General features: G+C 59.4%; 19 protein-coding genes and 2 pseudogenes. 11 read left to right on the forward strand and 10 right to left on the reverse strand.

The features are described from left to right. Positions 1-30: 30 nt before the first annotated feature. From CUJ89_RS26870 to CUJ89_RS26880, 3 genes are all read right to left on the reverse strand, one after another. The gene (locus tag CUJ89_RS26870) at positions 31-1,632 is read right to left on the reverse strand and encodes an APC family permease (protein WP_114180373.1); all 1,602 of its coding nucleotides are present in this window, start codon (positions 1,630-1,632) and stop codon (positions 31-33) included. Positions 1,633-1,760: 128 nt separating this feature from the next. Beyond that, on the reverse strand, positions 1,761-2,186 hold the full coding sequence (locus tag CUJ89_RS26875; protein WP_114180374.1) for a MarR family winged helix-turn-helix transcriptional regulator: 426 nt from the start codon (positions 2,184-2,186) through the stop codon (positions 1,761-1,763). A gap of 766 nt (positions 2,187-2,952) precedes the next feature. Further along, the gene (locus CUJ89_RS26880) at positions 2,953-4,431 is read right to left on the reverse strand and encodes a sensor domain-containing diguanylate cyclase (RefSeq protein ID WP_114180375.1); all 1,479 of its coding nucleotides are present in this window, start codon (positions 4,429-4,431) and stop codon (positions 2,953-2,955) included. 482 nt (positions 4,432-4,913) lie between these two features. On the opposite strand from CUJ89_RS26880, the gene CUJ89_RS26885 reads away from it, so the two are divergent. The 3 genes from CUJ89_RS26885 to petA all read left to right on the forward strand — a co-directional run bounded on the left by CUJ89_RS26885 (position 4,914) and on the right by petA (position 7,601). Beyond that, a complete protein-coding gene (locus tag CUJ89_RS26885; protein ID WP_236654970.1) occupies positions 4,914-6,383 on the forward strand; it encodes a trypsin-like peptidase domain-containing protein in 1,470 nt (489 codons plus the stop codon). A 51-nt stretch (positions 6,384-6,434) separates the two neighbouring features. Further along, the gene (locus tag CUJ89_RS26890) at positions 6,435-6,869 is read left to right on the forward strand and encodes a carboxypeptidase regulatory-like domain-containing protein (RefSeq protein ID WP_114180376.1); all 435 of its coding nucleotides are present in this window, start codon (positions 6,435-6,437) and stop codon (positions 6,867-6,869) included. Positions 6,870-6,968: 99 nt separating this feature from the next. Beyond that, positions 6,969-7,601: a ubiquinol-cytochrome c reductase iron-sulfur subunit gene (petA, locus tag CUJ89_RS26895; RefSeq protein ID WP_114180377.1), complete on the forward strand. Its 633-nt coding sequence runs from the start codon at positions 6,969-6,971 to the stop codon at positions 7,599-7,601. A gap of 755 nt (positions 7,602-8,356) precedes the next feature. Here petA and CUJ89_RS26900 read toward each other — a convergent pair. Beyond that, on the reverse strand, positions 8,357-8,731 hold the full coding sequence (locus CUJ89_RS26900) for an STAS/SEC14 domain-containing protein (protein WP_114181582.1): 375 nt from the start codon (positions 8,729-8,731) through the stop codon (positions 8,357-8,359). Positions 8,732-9,412: 681 nt separating this feature from the next. Between CUJ89_RS26900 and CUJ89_RS26905 the strand changes: the two genes are divergently transcribed. The 5 genes from CUJ89_RS26905 (at position 9,413) to CUJ89_RS26920 (ending at position 11,738) form a co-directional block, all read left to right on the forward strand. Then, positions 9,413-9,709 (forward strand): H-NS histone family protein, encoded by a 297-nt coding sequence (locus CUJ89_RS26905; RefSeq protein ID WP_114180378.1) that lies wholly within the window; start codon positions 9,413-9,415, stop codon positions 9,707-9,709. A gap of 22 nt (positions 9,710-9,731) precedes the next feature. Then, entirely contained in the window at positions 9,732-9,941 is a 210-nt protein-coding gene (locus CUJ89_RS38640; protein WP_114180379.1) for a hypothetical protein, read from the forward strand. Positions 9,942-9,953: 12 nt separating this feature from the next. Continuing rightward, positions 9,954-10,088, forward strand: a complete 135-nt coding sequence (locus CUJ89_RS38890; RefSeq protein WP_265341765.1) for a hypothetical protein — start codon at positions 9,954-9,956, stop codon at positions 10,086-10,088. Positions 10,089-10,688: 600 nt separating this feature from the next. After that, positions 10,689-11,270, forward strand: coding sequence for a hemerythrin domain-containing protein (locus tag CUJ89_RS26915; RefSeq protein WP_114180380.1), 582 nt, complete (start codon positions 10,689-10,691; stop codon positions 11,268-11,270). 120 nt (positions 11,271-11,390) lie between these two features. Beyond that, positions 11,391-11,738, forward strand: coding sequence for a hypothetical protein (locus CUJ89_RS26920; RefSeq protein ID WP_114180381.1), 348 nt, complete (start codon positions 11,391-11,393; stop codon positions 11,736-11,738). A 93-nt stretch (positions 11,739-11,831) separates the two neighbouring features. Here CUJ89_RS26920 and CUJ89_RS26925 read toward each other — a convergent pair whose 3' ends face one another. Then, positions 11,832-12,488 (reverse strand): c-type cytochrome, encoded by a 657-nt coding sequence (locus tag CUJ89_RS26925; RefSeq protein ID WP_114180382.1) that lies wholly within the window; start codon positions 12,486-12,488, stop codon positions 11,832-11,834. 15 nt (positions 12,489-12,503) lie between these two features. Continuing rightward, positions 12,504-13,766, reverse strand: coding sequence for a cytochrome C (locus tag CUJ89_RS26930; protein ID WP_201752411.1), 1,263 nt, complete (start codon positions 13,764-13,766; stop codon positions 12,504-12,506). 751 nt (positions 13,767-14,517) lie between these two features. Between CUJ89_RS26930 and CUJ89_RS26935 the strand changes: the two genes are divergently transcribed. Next, positions 14,518-14,748: a hypothetical protein gene (locus CUJ89_RS26935; protein WP_236654971.1), complete on the forward strand. Its 231-nt coding sequence runs from the start codon at positions 14,518-14,520 to the stop codon at positions 14,746-14,748. 163 nt (positions 14,749-14,911) lie between these two features. Here CUJ89_RS26935 and CUJ89_RS26940 read toward each other — a convergent pair. Beyond that, positions 14,912-16,261 (reverse strand): annotated as a pseudogene (locus tag CUJ89_RS26940) (ATP-binding protein). Next, positions 16,261-16,461, reverse strand: coding sequence for a hypothetical protein (locus tag CUJ89_RS38645; protein ID WP_236654972.1), 201 nt, complete (start codon positions 16,459-16,461; stop codon positions 16,261-16,263). Before CUJ89_RS38645 ends, CUJ89_RS26940 begins: the two are co-directional and overlap by 1 nt. A 75-nt stretch (positions 16,462-16,536) precedes the next feature. Between CUJ89_RS38645 and CUJ89_RS26950 the strand changes: the two genes are divergently transcribed. Then, positions 16,537-17,487, forward strand: coding sequence for a universal stress protein (locus CUJ89_RS26950; RefSeq protein WP_114180383.1), 951 nt, complete (start codon positions 16,537-16,539; stop codon positions 17,485-17,487). 12 nt (positions 17,488-17,499) lie between these two features. Here CUJ89_RS26950 and CUJ89_RS26955 read toward each other — a convergent pair whose 3' ends face one another. Next, positions 17,500-19,791, reverse strand: coding sequence for a heavy metal translocating P-type ATPase (locus tag CUJ89_RS26955; RefSeq protein WP_114180384.1), 2,292 nt, complete (start codon positions 19,789-19,791; stop codon positions 17,500-17,502). 228 nt (positions 19,792-20,019) lie between these two features. On the opposite strand from CUJ89_RS26955, the gene CUJ89_RS26960 reads away from it, so the two are divergent. Beyond that, on the forward strand, positions 20,020-20,637 hold the full coding sequence (locus CUJ89_RS26960; protein WP_114180385.1) for a hypothetical protein: 618 nt from the start codon (positions 20,020-20,022) through the stop codon (positions 20,635-20,637). Positions 20,638-20,686: 49 nt separating this feature from the next. On the opposite strand, the pseudogene CUJ89_RS26965 reads toward CUJ89_RS26960, so the two are convergent. Beyond that, positions 20,687-21,046: pseudogene (locus CUJ89_RS26965) on the reverse strand (cation diffusion facilitator family transporter); the annotation flags it as partial. Between the last annotated feature and the right edge of the window lie 9 nt (positions 21,047-21,055).

The raw sequence follows: 21,055 nt of genomic DNA on the forward strand, positions 1-21,055 counted from the left end.
TGCGTGCTCCGCTTCAACCCAAGGGATCCTTCAACTGGTCTCGTTCATGCGCTCCATCATCTCCGACGTCTCCCCGGCATCGAGCGCGCTGCGCATGGCCAGTGCAAGCACAACCGCGCTCCAGATGGCGACCAGCAGAATGTCCCAGCCAAATCCGATCACGCCCAGGCCACCGCCGATTCCACCCAGCCAGGACAACAGCCACAGCCCGCCAAACCAGGGCAGCAACCATGCGATATGCTTCCAGCCGAAGTCTCGAGGGCTGCGGCGCGCGACGACGTGGTGGTGAAGCGCGTAGAGGACAAAGCCGATTGCGACAAGCGAGAACAGGAAGTTGTTGGTCTTGAAGCCGGTCCAGTAGATGACGAGATTGCTGCAGACGAATGCGACCGGCGCGATCAACCCGGCTCCACTCATCCTGAACGGTCGGTGCAGTTCAGGCATGTTGCGCCGCAGAACCAGCAGCGCGATGGGCCCCAGCCCATACGTGAGAACGGTAATTGACGTGATATAGCTCACCATCTGCTGCCAGGCCGGAAACGGCAGCAGGAACAGCACACCGACTGCCCACATGATCAGTACGGCGACCCACGGAATCCTGTTGGCATTCAGCCGCGTCAGCATACGCGGGCCGGCATCCAGTTCACCCGCCGCGAACAGGATGCGCGAGCCGCCCGTGACATACATCAGTCCGGTTCCCCCGGGCGATACATACGCGTCGATGTAGAGCAGCGTTGCCATCCAGCCCATGCCGAGAGTTGCGGCGAGCCCGGCGAACGGCCCCATCTCGCCCTTGAAGCTGAGGTTGTTCCATCCATCGGCAAGGTCGGCCGGCGCGAGCGCATAGATGAACGCCACCTGAAGCAGGATGTAGATGACAGCGGCGAGAAGCACCGCGCCGATCACGGCCAGCGGGATGTTTCTATGCGGATTGGCGCTTTCGCCGCCGAGGTCGATCGCAGTCCGAAAGCCGAGATAGCTGAAGACGATGCCCGCGGCCGGCAGTGCGGTGAACATGCCCGACACATGGTAACTGTCGGGTGCGGCCTGCATCACACCCCAGTGCGTACTTGCCCCGAGCAGGCCGGCGATCGTCAGAAGCGGCACGAGCACTTTCCACCATGTAATGGTGGAGTTCACGCTCAGCAGCCAGCGGATCACCATCAGATTCAGCAGGGCCATGATGCCGAGCAGCCCGCCACAGGCCATGAAGCCGATCGCCGTCAACAGGCCTGCGCTTCCCGGCTGGATGAACCACGGGAGATAGTTGTTCGCGTAGGTGACGATCGCCTCCGCCTCGACTGCCGGGACCGGCACATAAGCGAGAAACAGAAGTCCGCACCAGATGCGCCCCAGTCCCGCGCCGTGGCTCGCGTGACTCATGTGCACGAGCGCGCCGCTGCGAGGAAACAGCGCAGCCAGTTCCGCGAAACAAAGTGCAATCAGCATGATGATGATCGCACCCAGGACCCAACTACCGATGCTTAGCGGCCCGGCGATCCGGGATGCGTGATAGGCGCCGAACAGCCAGCCGGAACCGACCATGCTGGTCGTGCTGGCGAACAGCAGCCCGATGATCCCGGCGTCACGCCGGAGCTTGCCTTCCAGATTGAGGCTCGAGGTCGTGCTCATTTCCCACTCCTTGCAAACGACCTCCCCCTGCTGCATGTGTGTTCGTTATCCCCCTCTGCCGGCCGCGACGGCGGCCGATTGCGTTCACCACTTTGTCACTCATACCGCGAACGTCGACGTCGCGGCGTTCAGTTCGTATCCGTGACGTCCTGGAACGCCCAGCCGAACGATTGAATTTCCGATTTGTGCAAAGCCGCGACCTTGCGCAAACAATCCGCCCCTTTTTGCGTCAGATGGATCTCCACCTGCCTTCGATCATGCTGGCTCGTCTGGCGCCTGACGAGCCCGGCCGCTTCGCAGCGCGTGACCAGCGCCACCGTGCCATGCGACGATGCCTGTAGCCGCTCGGCAATCTCGCCCACGGTCGCCCATGATCGGTCAGGAAATGCACAGGTGTGCAACATCAACATGTACTGCAACGGTGTCAGCCCCTCGGTACGCAGCATCTCCTCGGAGAAACGCAGAAAGCGCCTCAGCCGATAACGGAATTCGGACAACTGCTCGAGGTCGTGCTTCGTGGCGGCTCCGCCAGCCCTTCGGTTGCTCGCTGCCATTACAAACTCCAGAAACGCCGGGGGTTTTCTGGAATTATGTCATCATGTGACCTAAAATATAGGCGCGCATGAAGGGTAGTGCAAAGTGCTTTCATCAATTGCTACTCCGATCGCAACATGGATTGACCCGAATCATCCGATCTAGGTGAGGAGAAGTGAACGGCATTTCGATACCGATGCTGATCGCCCTGGTCGTCGTACAGCCCGGCCATTCGATAAGCCCACATACGGGAACGGCCAGCCACGTCGTTGTTCCTGCGCGGAAGATCCTCCGTGTGGGCAACCCGCTGCTGTCGCCAAGTCTCACACCGACAGCCCGTCACGGGTGGGCAAGCGAGTCGGCTTCTGGTCCGGTCTATATCCCAAGCGTCACGTATCACCCGGATGGCTGGGGTACGCACTCCCGGTTGGTAGGCGACCGCTTTCGATGGTAGTCGATCGACACGGGATTCTGTAAATCTACCGCCTCGAATGTTGCCTCCAGCCTCCCATTAGACGGCTTCCTTGAGGTATCCCCGTTCGCGACCCGCATATCCGCTCCCGCTCGCGCTTCCGATACCGACTTCTCTGCCTCCCGCGACAGCTCAAGCCACAGGTGTCGAGCAAGCCACGACCACACCTTCGACTGAGGTGCTGGAGTCTCGATTTACCTCGATAGGATGATTCGCAAGCCGATCTCGCGAATTTGCCATCGCCTGCGACCGGCGCCGCAATAGCGCGTCGCACGCTTATATAAAAGAACTCGGAGTGCCAGGCCGGGGCGCTGTCACGCTTGAGACTCAAAAGCTGCAACCTTGTTTCGGCCGGTTGCCTTCGCATAGTACAGCGCCTCGTCAGCCGCCTTGATCACCGCACCGGGTTCATCGTCTTGATCCGGCAGCCAACTCGCCAAGCCAATGCTGGCGGTCACACGTCCGTATTCGCTTCCGGCGTGCTCGAGTGCCAGCTCGTTGATTGCCGCACGAATCCGCTCGGCAATCTGGGTGGCTCCAATCTGCGACGTATCGGGGAGCAGCACGACAAACTCTTCCCCGCCATAGCGGGCCGCAGTATCGATCGGCTGCCGGATGTTTTCGCCGATGCAGCGCGCGACCGCAGCGAGCGCCTCGTCTCCGGCCTGGTGCCCGTAGGTATCGTTGTAGGCCTTGAAGCGGTCGACGTCGACGAACAGCAGCGAGAAAACGGAACGCGCCCTCCGCGCCCGACGCCACTCCCGGTCCAGTACTTCTCCAAAGCTGCGACGGTTGTTCAGCCCGGTGAGACCGTCGGTGCGTGCAAGCAGCACGAGCTCGGACTCCGCTCGCATCCGACGTCGCAGTTGCGCGCCGAGCACGGTGGAGAGCACGATGAAGGCCGCGCCGAAGGTCACCACCAGTGCGCCGATCGTCAAGGCGCGTTGGCGCCACTTCGCATAGATGTCCTGCTCCGCTTCCGCAACCATGATGATCAGCGGCAGCTTCGGGAGATGCTTAAAGTAATAGAGGCGGCGAACACCATCAATCGACGCTGTTTCCGAGAACGCCCCCTCCGGTGCGGTCTGGAACCGCCGAAACGTTGCCGCCTTGTTGATGTCGCGGCCGACGATGCCGACATTGTATGGTTGACGCATCACCATGATGCCATCCTCGCCGATCAGAGAGATCGAGCCACGCTGCCCTAGTGACAGGCCGGCGAACAGCTGGTGGAAATACTCGAGGTTGATCGCGATCAGCGCGATGCCAGCAAACGAACCATCCGGGTTCGAAATCCGGCGCGACAGCGCGATGCTGAGTTTGCCGCCGCGCAGGCGCGAAGCGAATGGGTCACTGACATAGAGTCCTGCTTTCGGATTGTCACGATGGACCGTAAAGTACTTGCGATCCGAAAAATTCCCCCGGCGCGGCACGTCATTGGCGGAATCCAGGATGATGTTGCCGTGGGCGTCGAGCACCAGCATCGAGCCGATAAATTGCGCGGTCATCGCGTGATCGAACAGTACGTCGCGCCGCACAGCCGGTGTTGCCGCCATCACGTCGGGCTGTTGCAGACCATGAATCAGCGCTTGCAACGATAGGTCGTAGAGCTCGAAGTTTCGCTCGATATCGCGTTCCGCCATCAGACCGAGATTGCGCGAGGTTTCGCTGGCGCGCTCGCGTGCGTCGTTTCGGCTCTGAAGCAGTTGCAGCACGCACAAGCCCATCAGCGCGCAGGCAATCACAATTGCGACCACCACGATGGTAAACGGGGCCGCTGTCCGGGGTTGCATGGGTCTCCTCGCTACGCAAACTTGCGTGCTGGTTTCGCGTGTGGTTTCCGCATACTAAAAATGGACGGCCGAATGTGCAAGCGTGAATTGCCCTGAGGAACGCTGCCACGGGCACAAGATTCGCGGTGAAAGCGGCTGACAACGCAATCCAAATTTCCCTCAAATGAGCTGGCAGATAGTCATGACTATCCGCCAGCTCATCTTCCTTTTTCCTATTTTTCTGATGGTAAGCCCGGAAAGCACCGGCTTGGCGCCCGGACAGCAACCATTTGATCTAGATCGATCATTTATTGGGGACAGTCAGAAACGCCGTGCGAGTCTAGATTATCCTCACCAGCAAATTGCATGGATATAAAGGTCACTACGTTAAGCGCGCCTTAATCTTCCCCACCTACGCTTGAATTGTCGCGTAGTGAAGCGGTCATCCTGCAAGTTGCGCACGTGACGTGCAATGTTCGGGATCGCGCGGCGGGAGTAGCGTCATGGCAAACATTGTGTTCAAGCGGTTCGCGCTCGCTAATTTGGTCACCGCAGCACTATCCGCGGGTTGTATGGCACAAACGCCGCATACGTCTTTGGCGACGAACGCGGCTGTTCCGAGCGCCCCCACTGCAACCTCATTCACAGGTCCCTATCCTGGGATCGTCAGCGACTTCGAGAACATGGCACGGACCCAGGGTCCTGCCGTGGTCTCGATCAGTATTTCAAGCAGCAGTGGCACGTCCGACTTGAAACAGCTGTGGCCACCGCGCGGCCCCGAGGACAACCCATTCCTCCGATATTTTCAGCAGTTCCCGCCGAGCCATACGGATGTCGAAGGTAAGTTGGCTGCGCAGCATGCAAGCGGTTTCATCATTACAGCGGACGGCGATATCCTCACGAATGCAAGCAACATTGTTGCTCACGCATCGAAAATATCGGTCACCCTAGCGGACGGTCGGACGTACCGGGCCAAGGTGATCGGCAGCGATCCGGCAAGCGGCGTAGCTCTGCTGAAAATTCCCGAAAATGGGCTGCCGGTCGCCAAGATCGGATCTGCGTCCACTGTCAAAGCTGGCGAATGGGTCGCGTCGATTGGTTCTCCCTATGGACTTGGAAACTCGATCGAGCGAGGTATTGTGAGCAACACCTCCCGCCTGCTTCCCGATCAATCGTATGTTCCGTTGATCCAGACGGATCTTACGGAAAATGCCGGCGACGCCGGCAGTCCGCTCCTGAACCTCAAGGGCGAAGTCATCGGTATCGAAACACCACCGCCGGACAACGGTAATACCTACCAAGGCCTCGCATTCGCGATACCGATCGACGAGGCGATGAAGGTCGAACGGCAGTTGAAACTGCATGGCAAGGCTGAACATGGACGTATGGGAATCTCGGTCCAAGAGGTGACGGGCCCGCTTGCCCTTTCGTTCGGGTTGCCGAAACCGAACGGCGCGCTCGTCACGTCGGTCGACGCAGGTAGCCCCGCTGCAAAAGCAGGCCTGCGAGCAGGTGACATCATTGTCGGCGTGAATGGCGCGGCAGTGCCGGACTCGATTCGATTACCCGTGACGGTTGCCGACATGCGCCCCGGCACAGCGATCGAATTGTCCTATTGGCGCGCTCATGCAATGCACCATACCGCGCTCACCCTGGCGGCCGTGAATACCAATGACGCTTCCGTCGTTGCGAGAAGCCAGGGATCGGCCGACACGTACGGTCTGACCGTGCGCAATCTAACGCGCGACGAGCGTCGCACGACAGGCATTCAGGGAGGCGTCCGCGTCGAGCAAAGCAGCGGATCGGCAGCGTTCGCCGGAATCGAGCCGGGTGACATCATCTTGAAGGTCGATAACACCTCGGTATCGAGCACTGCCCAATTTCTCGAGCAAATCGCGCATGCCAAGCAGGCCGTGGCGCTTCTCGTTGAACGCCACGGCACACGAATGTTCGTGACCATGGAAGCGAGTTGAACTCGACTCGATACAAGTGCTTCTTCATGGAGCATATTTGCGGAGGTAGCGATGAAATACCGATCCAACTTAGCGTTTCACGTAGCAGTAATCGTACTTGTCGCTGCGACCGGGAGCGTGCTGGCCGCTGAGCCGGCTTCATTGCCACCGCCCGAACACGCGGGCAAGATCGCCTATCTGTCGGGCGGGATCGGCAGCGATCAATCGACTGCAATCAAGCAGGAGATGGGTAAGTATTCGCTGGTCCTGGAGTTCGCCGGCCGCACGCGAGGTGGCAACGACTACCTGGCAGACATTCCTGTCCAGATCACCGACGCACATGCCAAGACAGTCCTCTCGACGGTGACCACGGGACCATTCCTGCTCGTGTCGCTGCCGGACGGGCACTATTCCGTAACGGCAACGTACAACGATCAGATAAAGCGGCGAAGCTTCGACGTGCACGCGCCCTCGCATCTCCACGCCGTGTTCGTCTGGACGATGTAGGTCAATATTGGAGAAGCCTAAACGGACTGTCATTCAGGCTTCTCCGCGAGCGCACTTGGACTTGAAGGCTTAAAGCATTCCGGTCTAGAAGGAGCTACGATGGATGAACAAGCGGTTGAATCCGTCGTTGTGAACGTTAATCGACGGCGATGGCTCATTGCGACGTCCGTCGTGGGCGGCCTTGGCGGCGTCGCGACAGCTATCCCTTTCATGGACTCGTTGTCGCCGCCCGACAGCGCACTGGCCGCGGGCGCGCCGGTCAAAGTCGATATCAGTCAATTGTCCGCAGGCGCGATGTTGACGGTTGCGTGGCGTGGCAAGCCGGTGTTCATCGTCAATCGAACTGATGCGATGCTTGATGGCGTCATCAAAGCGACCTCGATGGTGGCTGATCCCGACTCATCTCATCCGTTTTCAATACCGTTGCCGGACTATTGCAAGAATGCCTTCCGCTCGCGGACCGATCACCGGAACATACTCGTCGTGGTCGGCGTCTGCACGCACCTCGGTTGCACTCCGATTCCGCGCTTCCAGTCGGGACCCCAGCCGAACCTTCCCGACGACTGGCCTGGCGGCTTCCTGTGCCCATGCCACGGATCGACGTACGATCTCGCGGGGCGGGTCTTCCGCGACAAGCCCGCGCCGCAGAATCTCGACGTCCCGCGCTATATGTTTTTGTCGCCGATCGAGTTGCTGATCGGACAGGATGAACGTGGTGAGGCGCAACCTTGACATACTCGGGCGGCGGGTAGCTGACCACACCGCAGCCGCCCCCAAAGCATGCGATATGGACGCGTATGTGAAAATCACTGGCCGTGTCCGGGGTGGTAGCGCATCATACAGGGACGGCGTGAAGAATAGGTATTCCCTGCTTTCAATGAGGGCAGGTGCCAGCGGAGAAATAACAAGTGTAGGTCGCCACTCATTAGGAATCCGATTCGTATTGGACGCTTCGTCTCCGAAAATGGCACGTGCAACGTGGCGCCGATCCCCGGCACCGATCGCCAGTGATGGAGCGAACAGCCCTCCTGGTGCGATGGACAAATACGAGGCGATCGTCGAGACCAATTTGTGTACCGGATAGGCGCGAACAAGAGCAGAACCTACGCGGCGCAGCGCATAGGTTCTTAGCTCCCTTGACCACCTGCGGCATCCCTTTGGTGAGCGCTTGATGGCAACAGAACGACAACTCGAATGCCTTGGCGACCAACGTGTGATTTGCTGCCGTAGGGTGACGGCACCCCCGGCGGATCTGGTGACAACGAGTTGAGATCGGACGGCTCATTCGTCCGCCGCACTCTTTCAACCCGACGCGTCGTTGGGTCTAGTTTGGTTCTAGCTGACCGAGGGCCATAGATCAGCCGAGTTCGAAACGTTGGTGCCAAGCATCCCCACGGCCCTTTGCGAGGGCGGCAGCTTAGTATATCCAGTTCGACGGATCGAGCCCCTCGTTCCACATAAGCCAGTGTCATCGAGCGCATGTGGCATCACGCGGACTTGCTTTCGATGATCCACGCCTGTGCCGCCACTTTGTCGCTACTTGCATATACCCGTATTTCCCCCGGGATCACGAATCGAAACGCCGCCAACGCAAATCGGACCCATTCGACGTTCGTCACCACGGCAATGCGTTCCCATTGCGTGATGTGCTGAACGCCAAGCTTGAAATCCTCCCAAGCCGCGCCTGGATCCATGCCGGTGAAATCGATTCCCAGTTCATAGTACAAACGTACCTTGGCGTGTTTGCGAAGCATCGCTTCCATCGCCGGAATCAACACGTCTTCATAGTCCTGCCTTGTGACCTGCCCCGTCGCAACGAATCCCGCGACTCCGTCCGGTAGGCCGTTGACCTTCTCGATCATGGCTGCCCCCCATACATGGGTTCGTGGCGCACTCTTCAACACCGACTGCACGCGCCAGATTTTTCCCGAGAGGGTTGAATCGACGCTACCCGACCAGACGGAATTTCGCGAAGATCGTACTGTTCATCGGGATCAAGTGGCCTTCTCTTTCACGATAGTTGACCAGAACGCGCTCGCCAACTCCGCGAGCTGACGGACTTTCTTCCTGGAGTGCCGGCCAGCGGACAAATAACCTGCTGGAACTCACTACTCCCGGGCCTCGCGAACCCTGATGTCAAAGCGCTTCGCCGATTCTGCGACCGACAATCACTTTCCCAATCGACAGACCAGCGCAAAGATGACCTATCGGTGAAGGCAGGAGCTTTGTACGCACCCGCAGCTTGCCTATGTGGTCACCCATGTATTCTTCGCGTCGGCGGGAATCGGGAATATCGAAATTGGTGTTGGTCGCACGCGTCCCGATGTACAAGGGCCACCAAAAGTTACACGGAAGGGTGAAGCGACGGGAAGGCCAGTCAAGAACTTATTGATTTTATTTGATATAATATTGGGGGCTGAGTGCAATGCCTTGTCAGGCCTAGATTGCTATCCCCGGTAAAATGCATCGAAATCAAAGCTCCCCCTTTACCCAGGGGTATTCTGCCCACTGGCCAATTCTCTACAGGAAATCCCTGCTCATTCATGGCTACCTATCTCGAACTCAAGGCTCAAGCTGAAGCACTGGCACAGCAAGCGGAAGAAGCACGGCTCACCGAGCTCGACAGCATCATCATGACAATGCGCGAACAGATCGCCGAATATGGGATCACGGCCGAGCAACTTTTCGGGCGGCGCCGTGTGGTCGCGACGAACACGCGGGCGCCGATCTCGCCGAAGTATCAAGACCCGAAGACCGGCGCGACCTGGAGCGGGCGTGGCAAGGCTCCCCAATGGATTGCGGGCGCGAAGAACCGCGATCGGTTTTTGATCGAACAGTAAGCCCGATAGACGGTTGAGCGCGATGTCGCCATCGTTACCTGATGGGAAATACTGGGCGACGTGTCGTGAGCGGACAGTCTTTGCTGCCGTGGCAAACGGGCATGGCGACGTATTTCCGCGCGCAGAGATGATCGTAAAAGATGGATGCGCTACGTTCACCCGTGACGGCGTCGAAGTGTGGAACTGCAGCGCGCGCTACGCTGCTGCGCACTTCGACGTTCAGTCCGCTTAGGAGGATCTGCCGATGAGCCAGCTTGTTCAGATTGCGCCGGGCGTCGTGTTCTCCGACGATGTCCTTGGTGCCGAGTGGGCGCGCAAGTATCGGCGGACCAACGCGCATTTGATTTCGCGTGAGGATGCGGAACCCGAACAGGGGTGACCTTGATTTCCGCACAATTTTCCGGTTAGAGCAATCCAGACTGCATAAGGCCTAGCGGAATGGCCCCAATAAATATTGGTTCAAGATCAGATGGTTGCTATCTGAGGGCCAAGCCGGCGCTTCCCGCGCTTACCATCAGATCGACAGCGAAATTAAGAAATGAAGGTTCGGACAATCGCTTTTCGGACAAAGGCGGCAGCTTCACGAGGCACCTTCAGCGACTGCGCGCTGCGAGCGACTCAATGTTGCCGCCGAGGCTGACGCGGCCTGAGCCGGCGTCACGGCCCGTTTAAGCCGCACCTAATTTCAAGGGCCTGATACGGGCGAAGTCGACGCCGGTATCGCCGGTCAACCACCCGCTACCGTGTCATCGGTTTTCTCAATGCCAACTTACCTGGTCGACCAGCGCAAACCTCATGGGCCACGCACGACGTTCACACAGATCGTTGATCTCCATCAACGCCGTGGTGTTGGAGCACTTTGATGTCGAGCGGCGGATGACCAAGATTGAAGTATCGAAACAGGCTTTCGCGCTTGCTGTCGGGGTGAGGCAGTAAGTCGATTCGCAAATGAGTTTCATTTGTCGGTGCGGAGTTTGAGATGACGTCGGTCGGGTCGCGTAGTGCCATAACCGTCATCCTCCATGAGCACGACCAGTTGTCCACCGTGATCGAGGGCATGCGGCGCTTTGTTCATCTGCTGGTCGCAGGTGCCCCCGTTTCGGGCCTCATGGTGTTTCGGGCAATGCTTTACTACATCCGAGAATACCCTCAGCAGGTACACCATCCTAAAGAGGATCGCTACCTGTTCAGGCCATTGAGGGAGCGGACCAATGAGTTTGACAGCGTCCTTGATGAACTGGAGTCTCAGCACGATCGAGGCGACATGAAATTGAGAAATCTGGAACACGCGCTAACCCGGTATGAGTTGAAGGGTGCCTCTGCACTTCGTACGCTGGGCGCGCTGATGGATGACTATGCGGAGTTCTATGCGGACCACCGGTGCCTGGAAGAGACTTTGATTTTGCCGGCCGCCAAGCGTCTGTTGACATTGGAGGACTGGGCAGAGATCGACGCCGCCTTTGGAGCAAATCGCGATCCGTTCGATGGGGCAAAGCTTGAACATGATCTGGGAAAATTACTCTCGATGATCGTCAACACCATCCCGGATGAGGAAAGCTAAACGCTCTGTTGCATCGATCGACGGACGGCCGACCTGATACAAATGCGGGTCAGCAGGAACTGGCACCGTGCCGTTCAAGAAAGCATTTATTGAGTACCAGAAGTCGACGTAGGAGGGGATATGCAAGCCGTTCGCCACTTTCATCTTGAACTACGGCACGCAAGTGTGCCCACCTACGTTGCCAGTTATGTCTTTCCGATCCTGTTGCTGGCATATGAGGTTCTCAGAGTGGGCAGGTGGATCGCCGAATACGGAATGAACTTCATGAACTTCCGGTTCATGGGCTATGAGTTCCTGTTGATGCTTGTGTTCGTTGCGCTTCAGGTCGGCTTTGAATGCGTTTTCCTGATTGCGGCGTGGATTAGCCGCAACCACGATTTTGAACATCGGGTCGCAAATCTCCTGGCCGGCCTCGGCTGCTCGCTAGTTGTAATCGGCTTCGACCTGGCATTGCAGTACGGCCTATAGCGCAAGTGCTGCGGGGCTAGCCAGCGGCCGACCGAAATCGCGAGCATCTCATTCCGGATGACATGGTCGGTCCGCGCACTTTTGCCTCGACGGTTAGCGGGACTCGAGCCATTCGGCAACGGCTTTCGCTTCATCTGAGTCAAGGGTGTGCGCGACTGCCGTCATGACCGGCGCATTCGCGCGCGTGCCGTTCCTGAAGACGTCAATCTGGCGAAGCAGATACTCCTTGTGCTGACCAGCAAGGCGCGGAAACTGACCGACTCCCTGGCCCTCTGCACCGTGGCATGACGCGCACGCCGCGGTTCCGCGATCAGGCACGCCATGTTCGAAGATTTCCTGCCCCTTCGCCATCAACGCCGCATCGCCAGGCGCACCGCGCACCGGCTCCTGATGCGAGTAATACTCGGCCAGCGATGCGATCGTGGCATCGTCGAGTTGCGATGCGATTGCCCACATGTACGAACGGGCATCGGTCTCGCCGCGCGCATGTTCACGGAACCCTTTTAGCTGCGCAGTAAGATATTCCGGTGTCTGGGCGCTCAGCCGAGGAAATATCGGTGACTCGCTATGGCCGTGTACCCCGTGACACGCAGCACAAAGCTGGCCGGCAAGCCGCGCGCCATCTTCGGCCCGGGTAGTCGATGGCAACCCGACAAGGATCGCCGAGACTGCAAACAAAGTGACCAGCGAGATCGGCAAGCAAAGCCGCTTCTTCAGAGCCGCGCCCGACAGGGAGGATAGAGTGCGCATGAGTTACCTCGCAGGTCAGAAAACAAGCCAGGCGAGCAAGTACAGCGTGTTGTTATCGCTGGCGTTCCGTCCACTTCCGTCGTAGTTGAAACGCGCGCCGTTGAACTTGAGGAACCACGTGTACTGCACGGACAGCTTCACTTGCGGAAGCGGCAGGTAGTCGAGCTCGAGAATAATGCCCCGCGTATCGGGCAGGCCATTGGCGCTGCCTGTCACTGGAACGGCGCCGTACAACCCCATGTCCGCACTGCCTGTCGTCGAGAAGTACCCCAGCGTCGCACCGTACTTGCGCTGGTAGTAATAGGACGCCTTGAGCTTGAGGGTATTCAGGTGGTCCGTCGGATTGGTGGGCGTCGGTCCCGCACCGATTCCGCCGCTTGGGAAACTTGCGCTCCAGTCCTGCTTCTCGTGAATGAATGCGATCTGCGTTGTGAATGCATGTGACAGCGTCAGATACTGGTACTGGGCGTCCAGGCCGAAATCGGTGAAACGATCGGTCGGGGTGGTCGGGATGGTGTTGTCCGGATAGACATCCGCGACCATGCCGAAGGTGCCCACCTCGAGAGAATGCGGTCCGAACTCACGATTGTAAGCAACCCGCCAGTACGGATTGGCGCCCCTCAGTCGCTTGACGCCACCGGGTGTAACAGTGTCCTGGCCGGTCCGAAACACTGAAAACATCTGATCGGCCGTACGATAAAGGCCAAACTCCGCGTAGATGGTGCGGTTCCAGAAAGCGTAGGCTGTTATGCCGGCGACTTGCTGCGCTAGGCCACCATCGATAAGCGTACCTGCGATTGGCGTGAGAGAAATGCTGCTTGAGGTATATGGGAAGCCGAATGCCGGTGTGGTGTTCCAGACGTCGGAGACAGTCGGATTGTTGTTGACCGTGACGCCGTAGATGAAATCGACATCATCGCGCGTGAAATGTCCTGCAGCGCGGATATCCGTATTGTCTATCCCGCTGTGGTGTGCGATCCCGTCATACGTCCACTGCGCGAACGCCCCGACCGGACCAGCGATCCGCCCGCCGTAGAAGAGGCTGGCCTGCTGCAGCACGACGTCCTGATTGCGGGCAAAGTCGTAATTAGTGTTGTTGATGCTTCGGGTGTTGGTCTGCGATATCTGGGCCATCCCGGCGAGCGGGATCGTCCATTTGTTGGAAAGCGTGTAAGCGGTCAACTTGAAGAAGCGGCCGAAGGGTGTCAACTCAGGGAAGCTGACATGACACGCGACGCAGGCGAGCCCGGTTTGCCGCGCGAATGCCGGCACTGCCATGGCCTCGGGGGAAAACGACAGCGCCGCCGCAGCCAGTACAAACAAGGCAAGGCAATACACTCTGATCCGGTTGACCATGTTGTCCCCTTCGTCGTTCTTCTCGATGGGTTTGCATCCGATCTTGTTGGCACCGAAGCGGGCATTGCGCCGTCGGCGCTTTTTTACAATATTTTTCAGAATATGACGAAACGCCGTTTCGTCAACGTAAATTTGAACCGGATGCGTACTTCTACCGATGGCCCGCATCAAACTCCCGATCTGGAGGCTGCGGGCCGAGGAAAAATGATCGAAAAAGTATCCAATTTAGAAAATCATTGCATCGTGCGACGTACGGAGGGCCCACTACGCGGGGACTCGCGAGATGGGCCCGGAGGACAGGCCCAATGCCCGATTTCCGTAAAAGGATCATCTCTATGCTCCGTATCGGTGACCTTCAAACTTGCGCGTGGGGCCCACTGTAGTGCGGCTCGCCAACGCAAAAATCTCTTCCCCTCTTCTCGAGATATTTTTCGCAATTCCTCACCCTCGGAAGCATCCCTCGCCATGCCTGCGCGAGTCGATCCAACCCGGTGCACTGCGGGCACGATTCATCGCATCATTCCAATCCCCACTTTCAGGCTGGGAGCCAACCATGCAGACTGGACATCATTTCCTTCCCGAGTTTCGGCATGTGATCTTGCCGACTTACTTCGTTTCCTACGTGTTGCCCCCGCCACTGGCCGGCTACGAGGTTTACCGGATCGGGTATTGAGTGAGCCGGCGTGGCTGGCATTTCGCGCAACTGCCGCAGGCCGGCTACGAGTTCACGCTGATGCTGTTCCTATTTGTACTGCAGGTGATTCTCGACGGGCTGTTCTTTATTTCAGCATGGGCAGGCAAGCATCCCGACGCCGAGCATTGGCTCGCGAACATGGCGCTCGGTGTCCTGTGCTCGGGGCTGGTGATCACGTTCGATGCCGCCCTGCAAGTCGCCACACTTTGAATGGCAATCGTAATGACGCTGGCACGTCGGGTCCCCAGCAGGTATTCGCCAACTATCGACGGATCAGTCAATGAAGCCGCCATTCGAACTGGTGTTTCTGCAATGCTGCGCATCGCGTACCCGATGCACGCGGAGCGTCGAACACCATATCGTAGATTCCAGGTCACGCCGACATGGGAAACGTGACACGGACGCCAAATCCCATTCCATTCAGCCCTTCGATGTACGCGAAACTCCCACCAAGTTTTGCCACGATTCGCGCGACGATGGACAGCCCCAGTCCGCTGCTGCTTTCGCCGTGATCCTCGCCCAGGAAGAAGCGATCGTGCAGCCTAGATAGATTTTCACCAGGGACGCCCGGGCCGTCGTCGCGTACCTGGAGGCAGATCGTGTCCGCATCCTGCCACGTTGCGATTTCGACGCGCCCCTGCTCGCGACCATACTTGATCGCGTTATCGACGAGGTTGTCTAGCAGGACGCGGATCAATGTCGGCGGAGCCGTGCACGATGGTGTGACCGTTGGAGCGCGATGTCAGCGACATCCGCTTGCGATCCGCGCGCGCTTGGTGATCGTTCACGCATACCTGTACCAGGCGCGCGAGATCGACGTCCTCGCCGGGCATCGGTACCGTCTAGTCAAGTCGCGCCAGTGCAAGCAACTGATCCGCCAGATGCGTGTTCCGGTCGACGCCCTCGACGACTCGTTGCATCGCGCGCCGCTGACGGTCCGGATCACGCGCCGTGAGTGCCACCTGCGCCTGTACCTTGAGCGCGGCAAGCGGCGTCTTGAGTTCATGTGCCGCGTCGCGGGTGAACGCGCGTTCACGATCGAGCGAGCAGCGCAGACGTTGCAACAATGTATTGAGTGCCGCGATCAGCGGCCGCACTTCGTCGGGAATGCCCTTCGTTCCGATGGTATCGTGGCAGTCGAGCGAACGTGCCTCGATCGTCTCGGACAGCGTCCGCAGCGGCGTCAGGCTGCGCCCGATCGCCAGCCAGATCAACACGGCCAGCACGGGCAACGCGAATGCGAGCGGTCGGGCGACGCTGCGCGCAACCTCTGCGGACAAGTCCGAACGGTGCGTGCGTTGCTCGAAGATCCGCACGGTCCGGCCACGCGCGGCATCGGTCAGCACGTAGGCGGCCACTTCGGATTGCTGAACCGGATCGGGCTCGATGACGCAGCGGGAAACACCGGCGTATCGAGCGAGGTCAGCCCCGGACTGGCCGCCAGGATGCGTCCATCGGTGTCGCTCACCCGATACAGCCTTCGCGGCGACGCATCATAGTCGCCGTCGTCGTCTTCGGACGAACCGAGGACGATGTCCGCAAAAACCGGGAGATTGGACACATCGAGCGCGACGAACGCTCTTGCGATCTGCTCGACGCGGGTTTCGTCCCATTCCTCAGCCTCGTGAATCACCTGGCGGTAGCTCGAGACCAGCGAATACACCCAGACCACCACGACACCTGACAGCAGCAGCAAGGTCAGCCGTTGACGGATCGAGCGCATCACGACGCTTTCTCCACCACGTAGCCGACGCCGCGATTCGTCCGGATCAATTCGGCCCCCAGTTTCTTGCGCCAACGTGGCAACTGCCACGCGCACGAACGGTCCAAATGCGCACTTCCCCGGTCGCTCGGCGCGTAAAATCGGTGAGTCGCGATCGCGCCATCATCCTGCGGCACCGTGAAGACGAAGGTGCTTGACAACGGTCAAATCGGCAAAGACCGTACGTGTGAAAAATTGCCGTATGCACGACCGCCGGTTGTCACCGGGAGATATTCATGAGCATCAGCACTTCACCCTATCAGGCAGTCCCCGCTCCCCAACGGGTACTGATCGCAATCGACGGTTCCACCGCATCCGCTCATGCACTCGCGTATGCCAAATGCTTCGTTCCATCGCATGCATCGGTACACATCGTCAGCGTTGCGGAAAATCCGCGAACACTCGTCTCGCTCGGATCCCAAACCACGGCGTTTCTCGAAGCGGCGCGCGACGAATTGCACAAAGATGCATCCGACTCTCTGTCGCGCGCCAAAAACGCAATGGCGCGCGACGACATCACCATCGACACGGAATGCATCGATCTGTCCAATCATGGCGGGGATATCGTGCATGCGCTGGTCGAAAGTGCGGAAGCCTGGCAGGCCGAACTCCTGATCGTCGGTGCACGTCAGCATCATGGCTTGCTCAGATGGATCGAAGGAACGATTTCCGGGCCACTCGGCAAATTTATTTGTTGTCCGCTGCTCATCGTTCCGGAAGGTTTCGCGTCGGTTGCCGAGCATCTGCCGCGTCGGATGCTGTTTGCCGTCGACGGAAGCCCTCTTGCACTCCACGCATTGCGAGTCGGGTTGCAAGTCTCGAAACCTGACACCGAATTCCGCGCGATATACGTGCTTGATCGCGCCGTATCATTGGGTGACTTCGTCCCAGTCGCGACACTGGAAGGTGCGTTGCTCGCCGAAGGAAATCGTGCACTGCAAGAAGCCACTGCCATACTCGACGGTGCAACCGGACAGCCACAGTCGCATCTGATTCAAACGGATCGAACTGGCGCAGACGTTTCTCACGCAATCGTGCACGAAGCTATCGAATGGAATGCGGACATGATCGTCATGGGTACGCATGGACGGCGCGGTATCACGGGCTGGATTGTCGGTAGCGTTGCCGGACGCGTCGCGCGGATCACGAAGACGCCGGTCCTTCTCGTGAACTCGCCTCGTGCGTGACGCGCTTCCTTGTCACGCATCTGTTCCCACTGCGTGGAACAGCTCCTCCTCTTGAGCGCAATGCAGGCGTACGATTGCTTCCAGGCCGTACAGCAAACGTTGTATCGCCTGCACCTGCATGGTGTCCGGTTCGTCATGCGGCATGTCCGTGACCATCTGCCTGAGTGATCGGACCATCTTGAAGATCTCCCGGTGTGCGCTGCTCATCGCTGCAAGCGGGTCCTCGCCACCGAGCAGCGGGGCAAGGCGCGCGTAGACGTCGAGATCGTCGGCTCGTTCGTGCGGCAGCAGCCGCTCTTCCAGCGAGTCGATGACCTGAGCAAGCTCGTTGGTCATGGTTACCCCGGATAGCTTCGGTATGCGATCCGCGAGGTCCCTGATCTGGTCCAGCAGTGGCGACAATGCCGTGTGCTCGCGCTTGAGTTGCTCGACATCGACATCGGTCAGCCGAGCGTCCGTCAACCTCTGGCGAACCAGCAACACGCGTAACGCATTGACGATGACGACGACGTCGATGACCTCCTGAATCACCGCACCGGCAATCGGCTGCAGGAATCCCGCCGCCGCAATCGTCATTGCGGCAACCGACAACGACATGCCGGTCACCACGCTCTCGAGCGCAATCCGGCGCGAGCGTCGTGCGATACGCATCGCGTCCACGAGTCGATCCAGCCGATCCACCAGCAGTATCACGTCGGCCGCTTCGGAAGACGCGGCCGCCCCTCGCGCCCCCATCGCGATACCGACATCGGCCGCCGCCAGCGCTGGCGCATCGTTCACACCGTCGCCGACCATGATCGTCACGCCCTCCTTGCGAGCTGCCTGAATTGCGGCAAGCTTGTCCGTTGGCGCTTGCTCGGCGCGCACATCGGTGACACCCAACAGCTCGCCAACGGCTTGAGCAATGTCCCGCCGGTCACCAGTCAACATGATGAGGCGCTCGACGCCTTCACGTTTCAGCAGCCGCAATGCCCTCGGCGTTTCCAGCCGTACCTGGTCGGCCATTTGAATCGCGCCGATCATGGCGCCATCCACACCGACGAATACAGCGGCCCCGCCTTGGCTGCCGACCCGCCTTAGAACGGCGTCGCTCCAAGGCGCAATCGTCGAGCGGGCAGAGACGTATCCGAACTTGCCGATCGCGACAGACCTGTTATCGACCCAGCCGGTGACGCCTTCGCCGGCCGTTTCAATGACGGCCGACGGCGGAGACAGACTGATGCGACGTTCCCGCGCGGCGACCGTCAGCGCATCCGAAATGACATGACCCGAAGCTTGAGCCAATGAGGCCGCGAAACGCAGCACATCGTCCGTTCCGACACCCGCACCACATTCGATCGCAACGATACGTGCCCGCCCTGCCGTCAGCGTCCCCGTCTTATCGAAGAAGAGAATCGTTGCTTGTGCAAGACGTTCCAGTGCGCCTCCGCCTTTGACTAGGACACCGCGTTTCGAACAACGCGACATACCGGAAACAATTGCGACCGGTACGGCGAGAATCAACGGACAAGGCGTGGCCACGACGAGTACGGCAAGCGCACGTGCGACCTCGCCGGTCAGCAACCAGGAGATGCCCGCGACGAGCAACGAAACGAGCACAAAGAATGCGGCGTAGCGATCCGCGAGACGTACGGACGGACTGCGCTCGCGTTGCGCACGCTCGACCATGCGGACGATGCCCGCAAGCGTGCTGTCGCCGACGGTCGTACGGGCGACCATTTCGAACGGAGCACCGGCGTTGACCACGCCGCTGCATGCGCTTTCCCCGGAGCGTCGCCGCTGAGTGGATGACTCGCCTGTCAGCATGGATTCGTCCAGTTCCGCGTCGTCGGTCAACGTACCGTCGACCGGCACGAATTCGCCGCTTCGTACGAGCAGTCGGTCACCGGGGAGGACGGTTTCCAGCGCGATAGAACGCCATTCACCGTTCTCGAACCGGGTTGTCTGCCGAGGGGCACGGCTGAGCAGCGCGGTCATCTCGCATTGCGCGCGGTTTTGCGCATACTGCTCCAGCGTCCGCCCGCTTGCCAACATTAACGCAATCACCGCGGCAGTAAGCGTCTCATCGAGCGCTATCGCCAGCCCGATCGCCAGCCATGCGAGCACATCGATGCCGGCCTGCCGCCTCGCCACGGCCTTTGCAAGGGAAACCGTCAACGCGAGCAAGACCGGCAACGTACCAAGCAGCCATACGACTCGCGCGAGCGATGGCAGACCGACCGCAACGCACATGCCTCCTCCGGCAAGCGTAACGGCCGCCAGGACCAGCAACACGAGATCGATCGACCAGGGTATTCGAGACATGACGATATTTCCGATCGCCGTGCATGGACGTGTTCGCTGCGTCCGATTCCGGTTGCAGACGGCGTGGCACCAGTCTAGGAAACGCCGCGGTTCGACCGTTGACATGGGTCAGGACGACGTGCCGCCTGCGAAATGCCGGCACGGCGTCTTGCTTGACGTGAGTCAAGTCGTCGCCCCCTTTCTTCAGCAAAATTGAAACGTGGTACCAGATGACCTGGAGTCGGTATCGTGCTGACGCTGGCAGTGCTTTTTTTGCTGATTCTTCTGCTGAATCTCATGCCGGCGTTCGCTCCGCCCACCTGGATGGCGATGTCGTGGGTCGGGTTCAATCTGCCTGACGGAAATCCGCTGATTTTTGCCGTCGTAGCGGCAGGCGCGGCCACAACGGGCCGCGTCATTCTGGCTACCTTCGCAAGATCGCTCGTCCGGTCCCGCTGGATGCCGGAATCCGATCGCGAGAATGTCGACATCGCCACGCACTGGTTGCAACAGCACAGGACACTGACCGCCGGCGCGTTCTTCTTCTATGCATTGAGCCCGCTTCCGTCGAACTATCTCTTCATCGCATATGGACTTTCCGGGTTACCACTCAAAATCATCGCGGCGGCGTTCTTCGTCGGTCGCGCAACGACCTATGCGATCTGGGCGCACCTCGGCCGCTTTGCGTCCACCCGGCTGGACGTGGAATCTCAACTCGAAGGCACTTACCTCGGCGGATACTTCGTCATCACGCAACTGGTCTTGCTCGGCCTCGTCTTCGCGTTGATGAAACTCGATTGGCGTACCCTCGTCAACGAACGTCGATTGACGTTCCGTCGCGGCCATCATCCGCACATCTCTGAATGACACCAGCGCACGCGACGTTTTGAACGGCCAGTCGGCCACCCGTTCTTCCCTACCGACCTCGAATCTCGGACGTGACTCCAGCGACGCTTTCCCGCTTGCGGGGATCGTCGTGCGGCATCGCGTTCAAGACACGGTGATGCCTCATCCCGCGAGCACGCGCGTTGACGGCGATGTCGTGCCCTCGCGCAACGGTGAGATCGGCGTCGATGTCGAGATGCACGTCCACAAGGATCAGATCGCCCGTCTTTCGCGTGCGCAGGTCGCGCACGTCCGGTGTCGTACGCAGCGTCGCGCGGATCGCCTGCACATCTTCGGCGTCGGCCGCCCGATCCATCAAGCCATGTAATGCGTCCCAACCGAAAGTGGCGTTTTTTTTCACGATCAGGGCGGCGATCGGATCAAGAAGCGGCCGGGACGC

The sequence above is a fragment of the Burkholderia pyrrocinia genome (assembly GCF_003330765.1).
Classification (GTDB): domain Bacteria; phylum Pseudomonadota; class Gammaproteobacteria; order Burkholderiales; family Burkholderiaceae; genus Burkholderia; species Burkholderia pyrrocinia_B.

Excerpts from the sequence above, each read along its gene's own strand:
- CUJ89_RS26870 (WP_114180373.1), bottom strand. The coding sequence starts at position 1,632 with ATGAGCACGACCTCGAGCCTCAATCTGGAAGGCAAGCTCCGGCGTGAC.
- CUJ89_RS26875 (WP_114180374.1), bottom strand. The coding sequence starts at position 2,186 with ATGGCAGCGAGCAACCGAAGGGCTGGCGGAGCCGCCACGAAGCACGAC.
- CUJ89_RS26880 (WP_114180375.1), bottom strand. The coding sequence starts at position 4,431 with ATGCAACCCCGGACAGCGGCCCCGTTTACCATCGTGGTGGTCGCAATT.
- CUJ89_RS26885 (WP_236654970.1), top strand. The coding sequence starts at position 4,914 with ATGGCAAACATTGTGTTCAAGCGGTTCGCGCTCGCTAATTTGGTCACC.
- CUJ89_RS26890 (WP_114180376.1), top strand. The coding sequence starts at position 6,435 with ATGAAATACCGATCCAACTTAGCGTTTCACGTAGCAGTAATCGTACTT.
- petA (WP_114180377.1), top strand. The coding sequence starts at position 6,969 with ATGGATGAACAAGCGGTTGAATCCGTCGTTGTGAACGTTAATCGACGG.
- CUJ89_RS26900 (WP_114181582.1), bottom strand. The coding sequence starts at position 8,731 with ATGATCGAGAAGGTCAACGGCCTACCGGACGGAGTCGCGGGATTCGTT.
- CUJ89_RS26905 (WP_114180378.1), top strand. The coding sequence starts at position 9,413 with ATGGCTACCTATCTCGAACTCAAGGCTCAAGCTGAAGCACTGGCACAG.
- CUJ89_RS38640 (WP_114180379.1), top strand. The coding sequence starts at position 9,732 with ATGTCGCCATCGTTACCTGATGGGAAATACTGGGCGACGTGTCGTGAG.
- CUJ89_RS38890 (WP_265341765.1), top strand. The coding sequence starts at position 9,954 with ATGAGCCAGCTTGTTCAGATTGCGCCGGGCGTCGTGTTCTCCGACGAT.
- CUJ89_RS26915 (WP_114180380.1), top strand. The coding sequence starts at position 10,689 with ATGACGTCGGTCGGGTCGCGTAGTGCCATAACCGTCATCCTCCATGAG.
- CUJ89_RS26920 (WP_114180381.1), top strand. The coding sequence starts at position 11,391 with ATGCAAGCCGTTCGCCACTTTCATCTTGAACTACGGCACGCAAGTGTG.
- CUJ89_RS26925 (WP_114180382.1), bottom strand. The coding sequence starts at position 12,488 with ATGCGCACTCTATCCTCCCTGTCGGGCGCGGCTCTGAAGAAGCGGCTT.
- CUJ89_RS26930 (WP_201752411.1), bottom strand. The coding sequence starts at position 13,766 with ATGGCAGTGCCGGCATTCGCGCGGCAAACCGGGCTCGCCTGCGTCGCG.
- CUJ89_RS26950 (WP_114180383.1), top strand. The coding sequence starts at position 16,537 with ATGAGCATCAGCACTTCACCCTATCAGGCAGTCCCCGCTCCCCAACGG.
- CUJ89_RS26955 (WP_114180384.1), bottom strand. The coding sequence starts at position 19,791 with ATGTCTCGAATACCCTGGTCGATCGATCTCGTGTTGCTGGTCCTGGCG.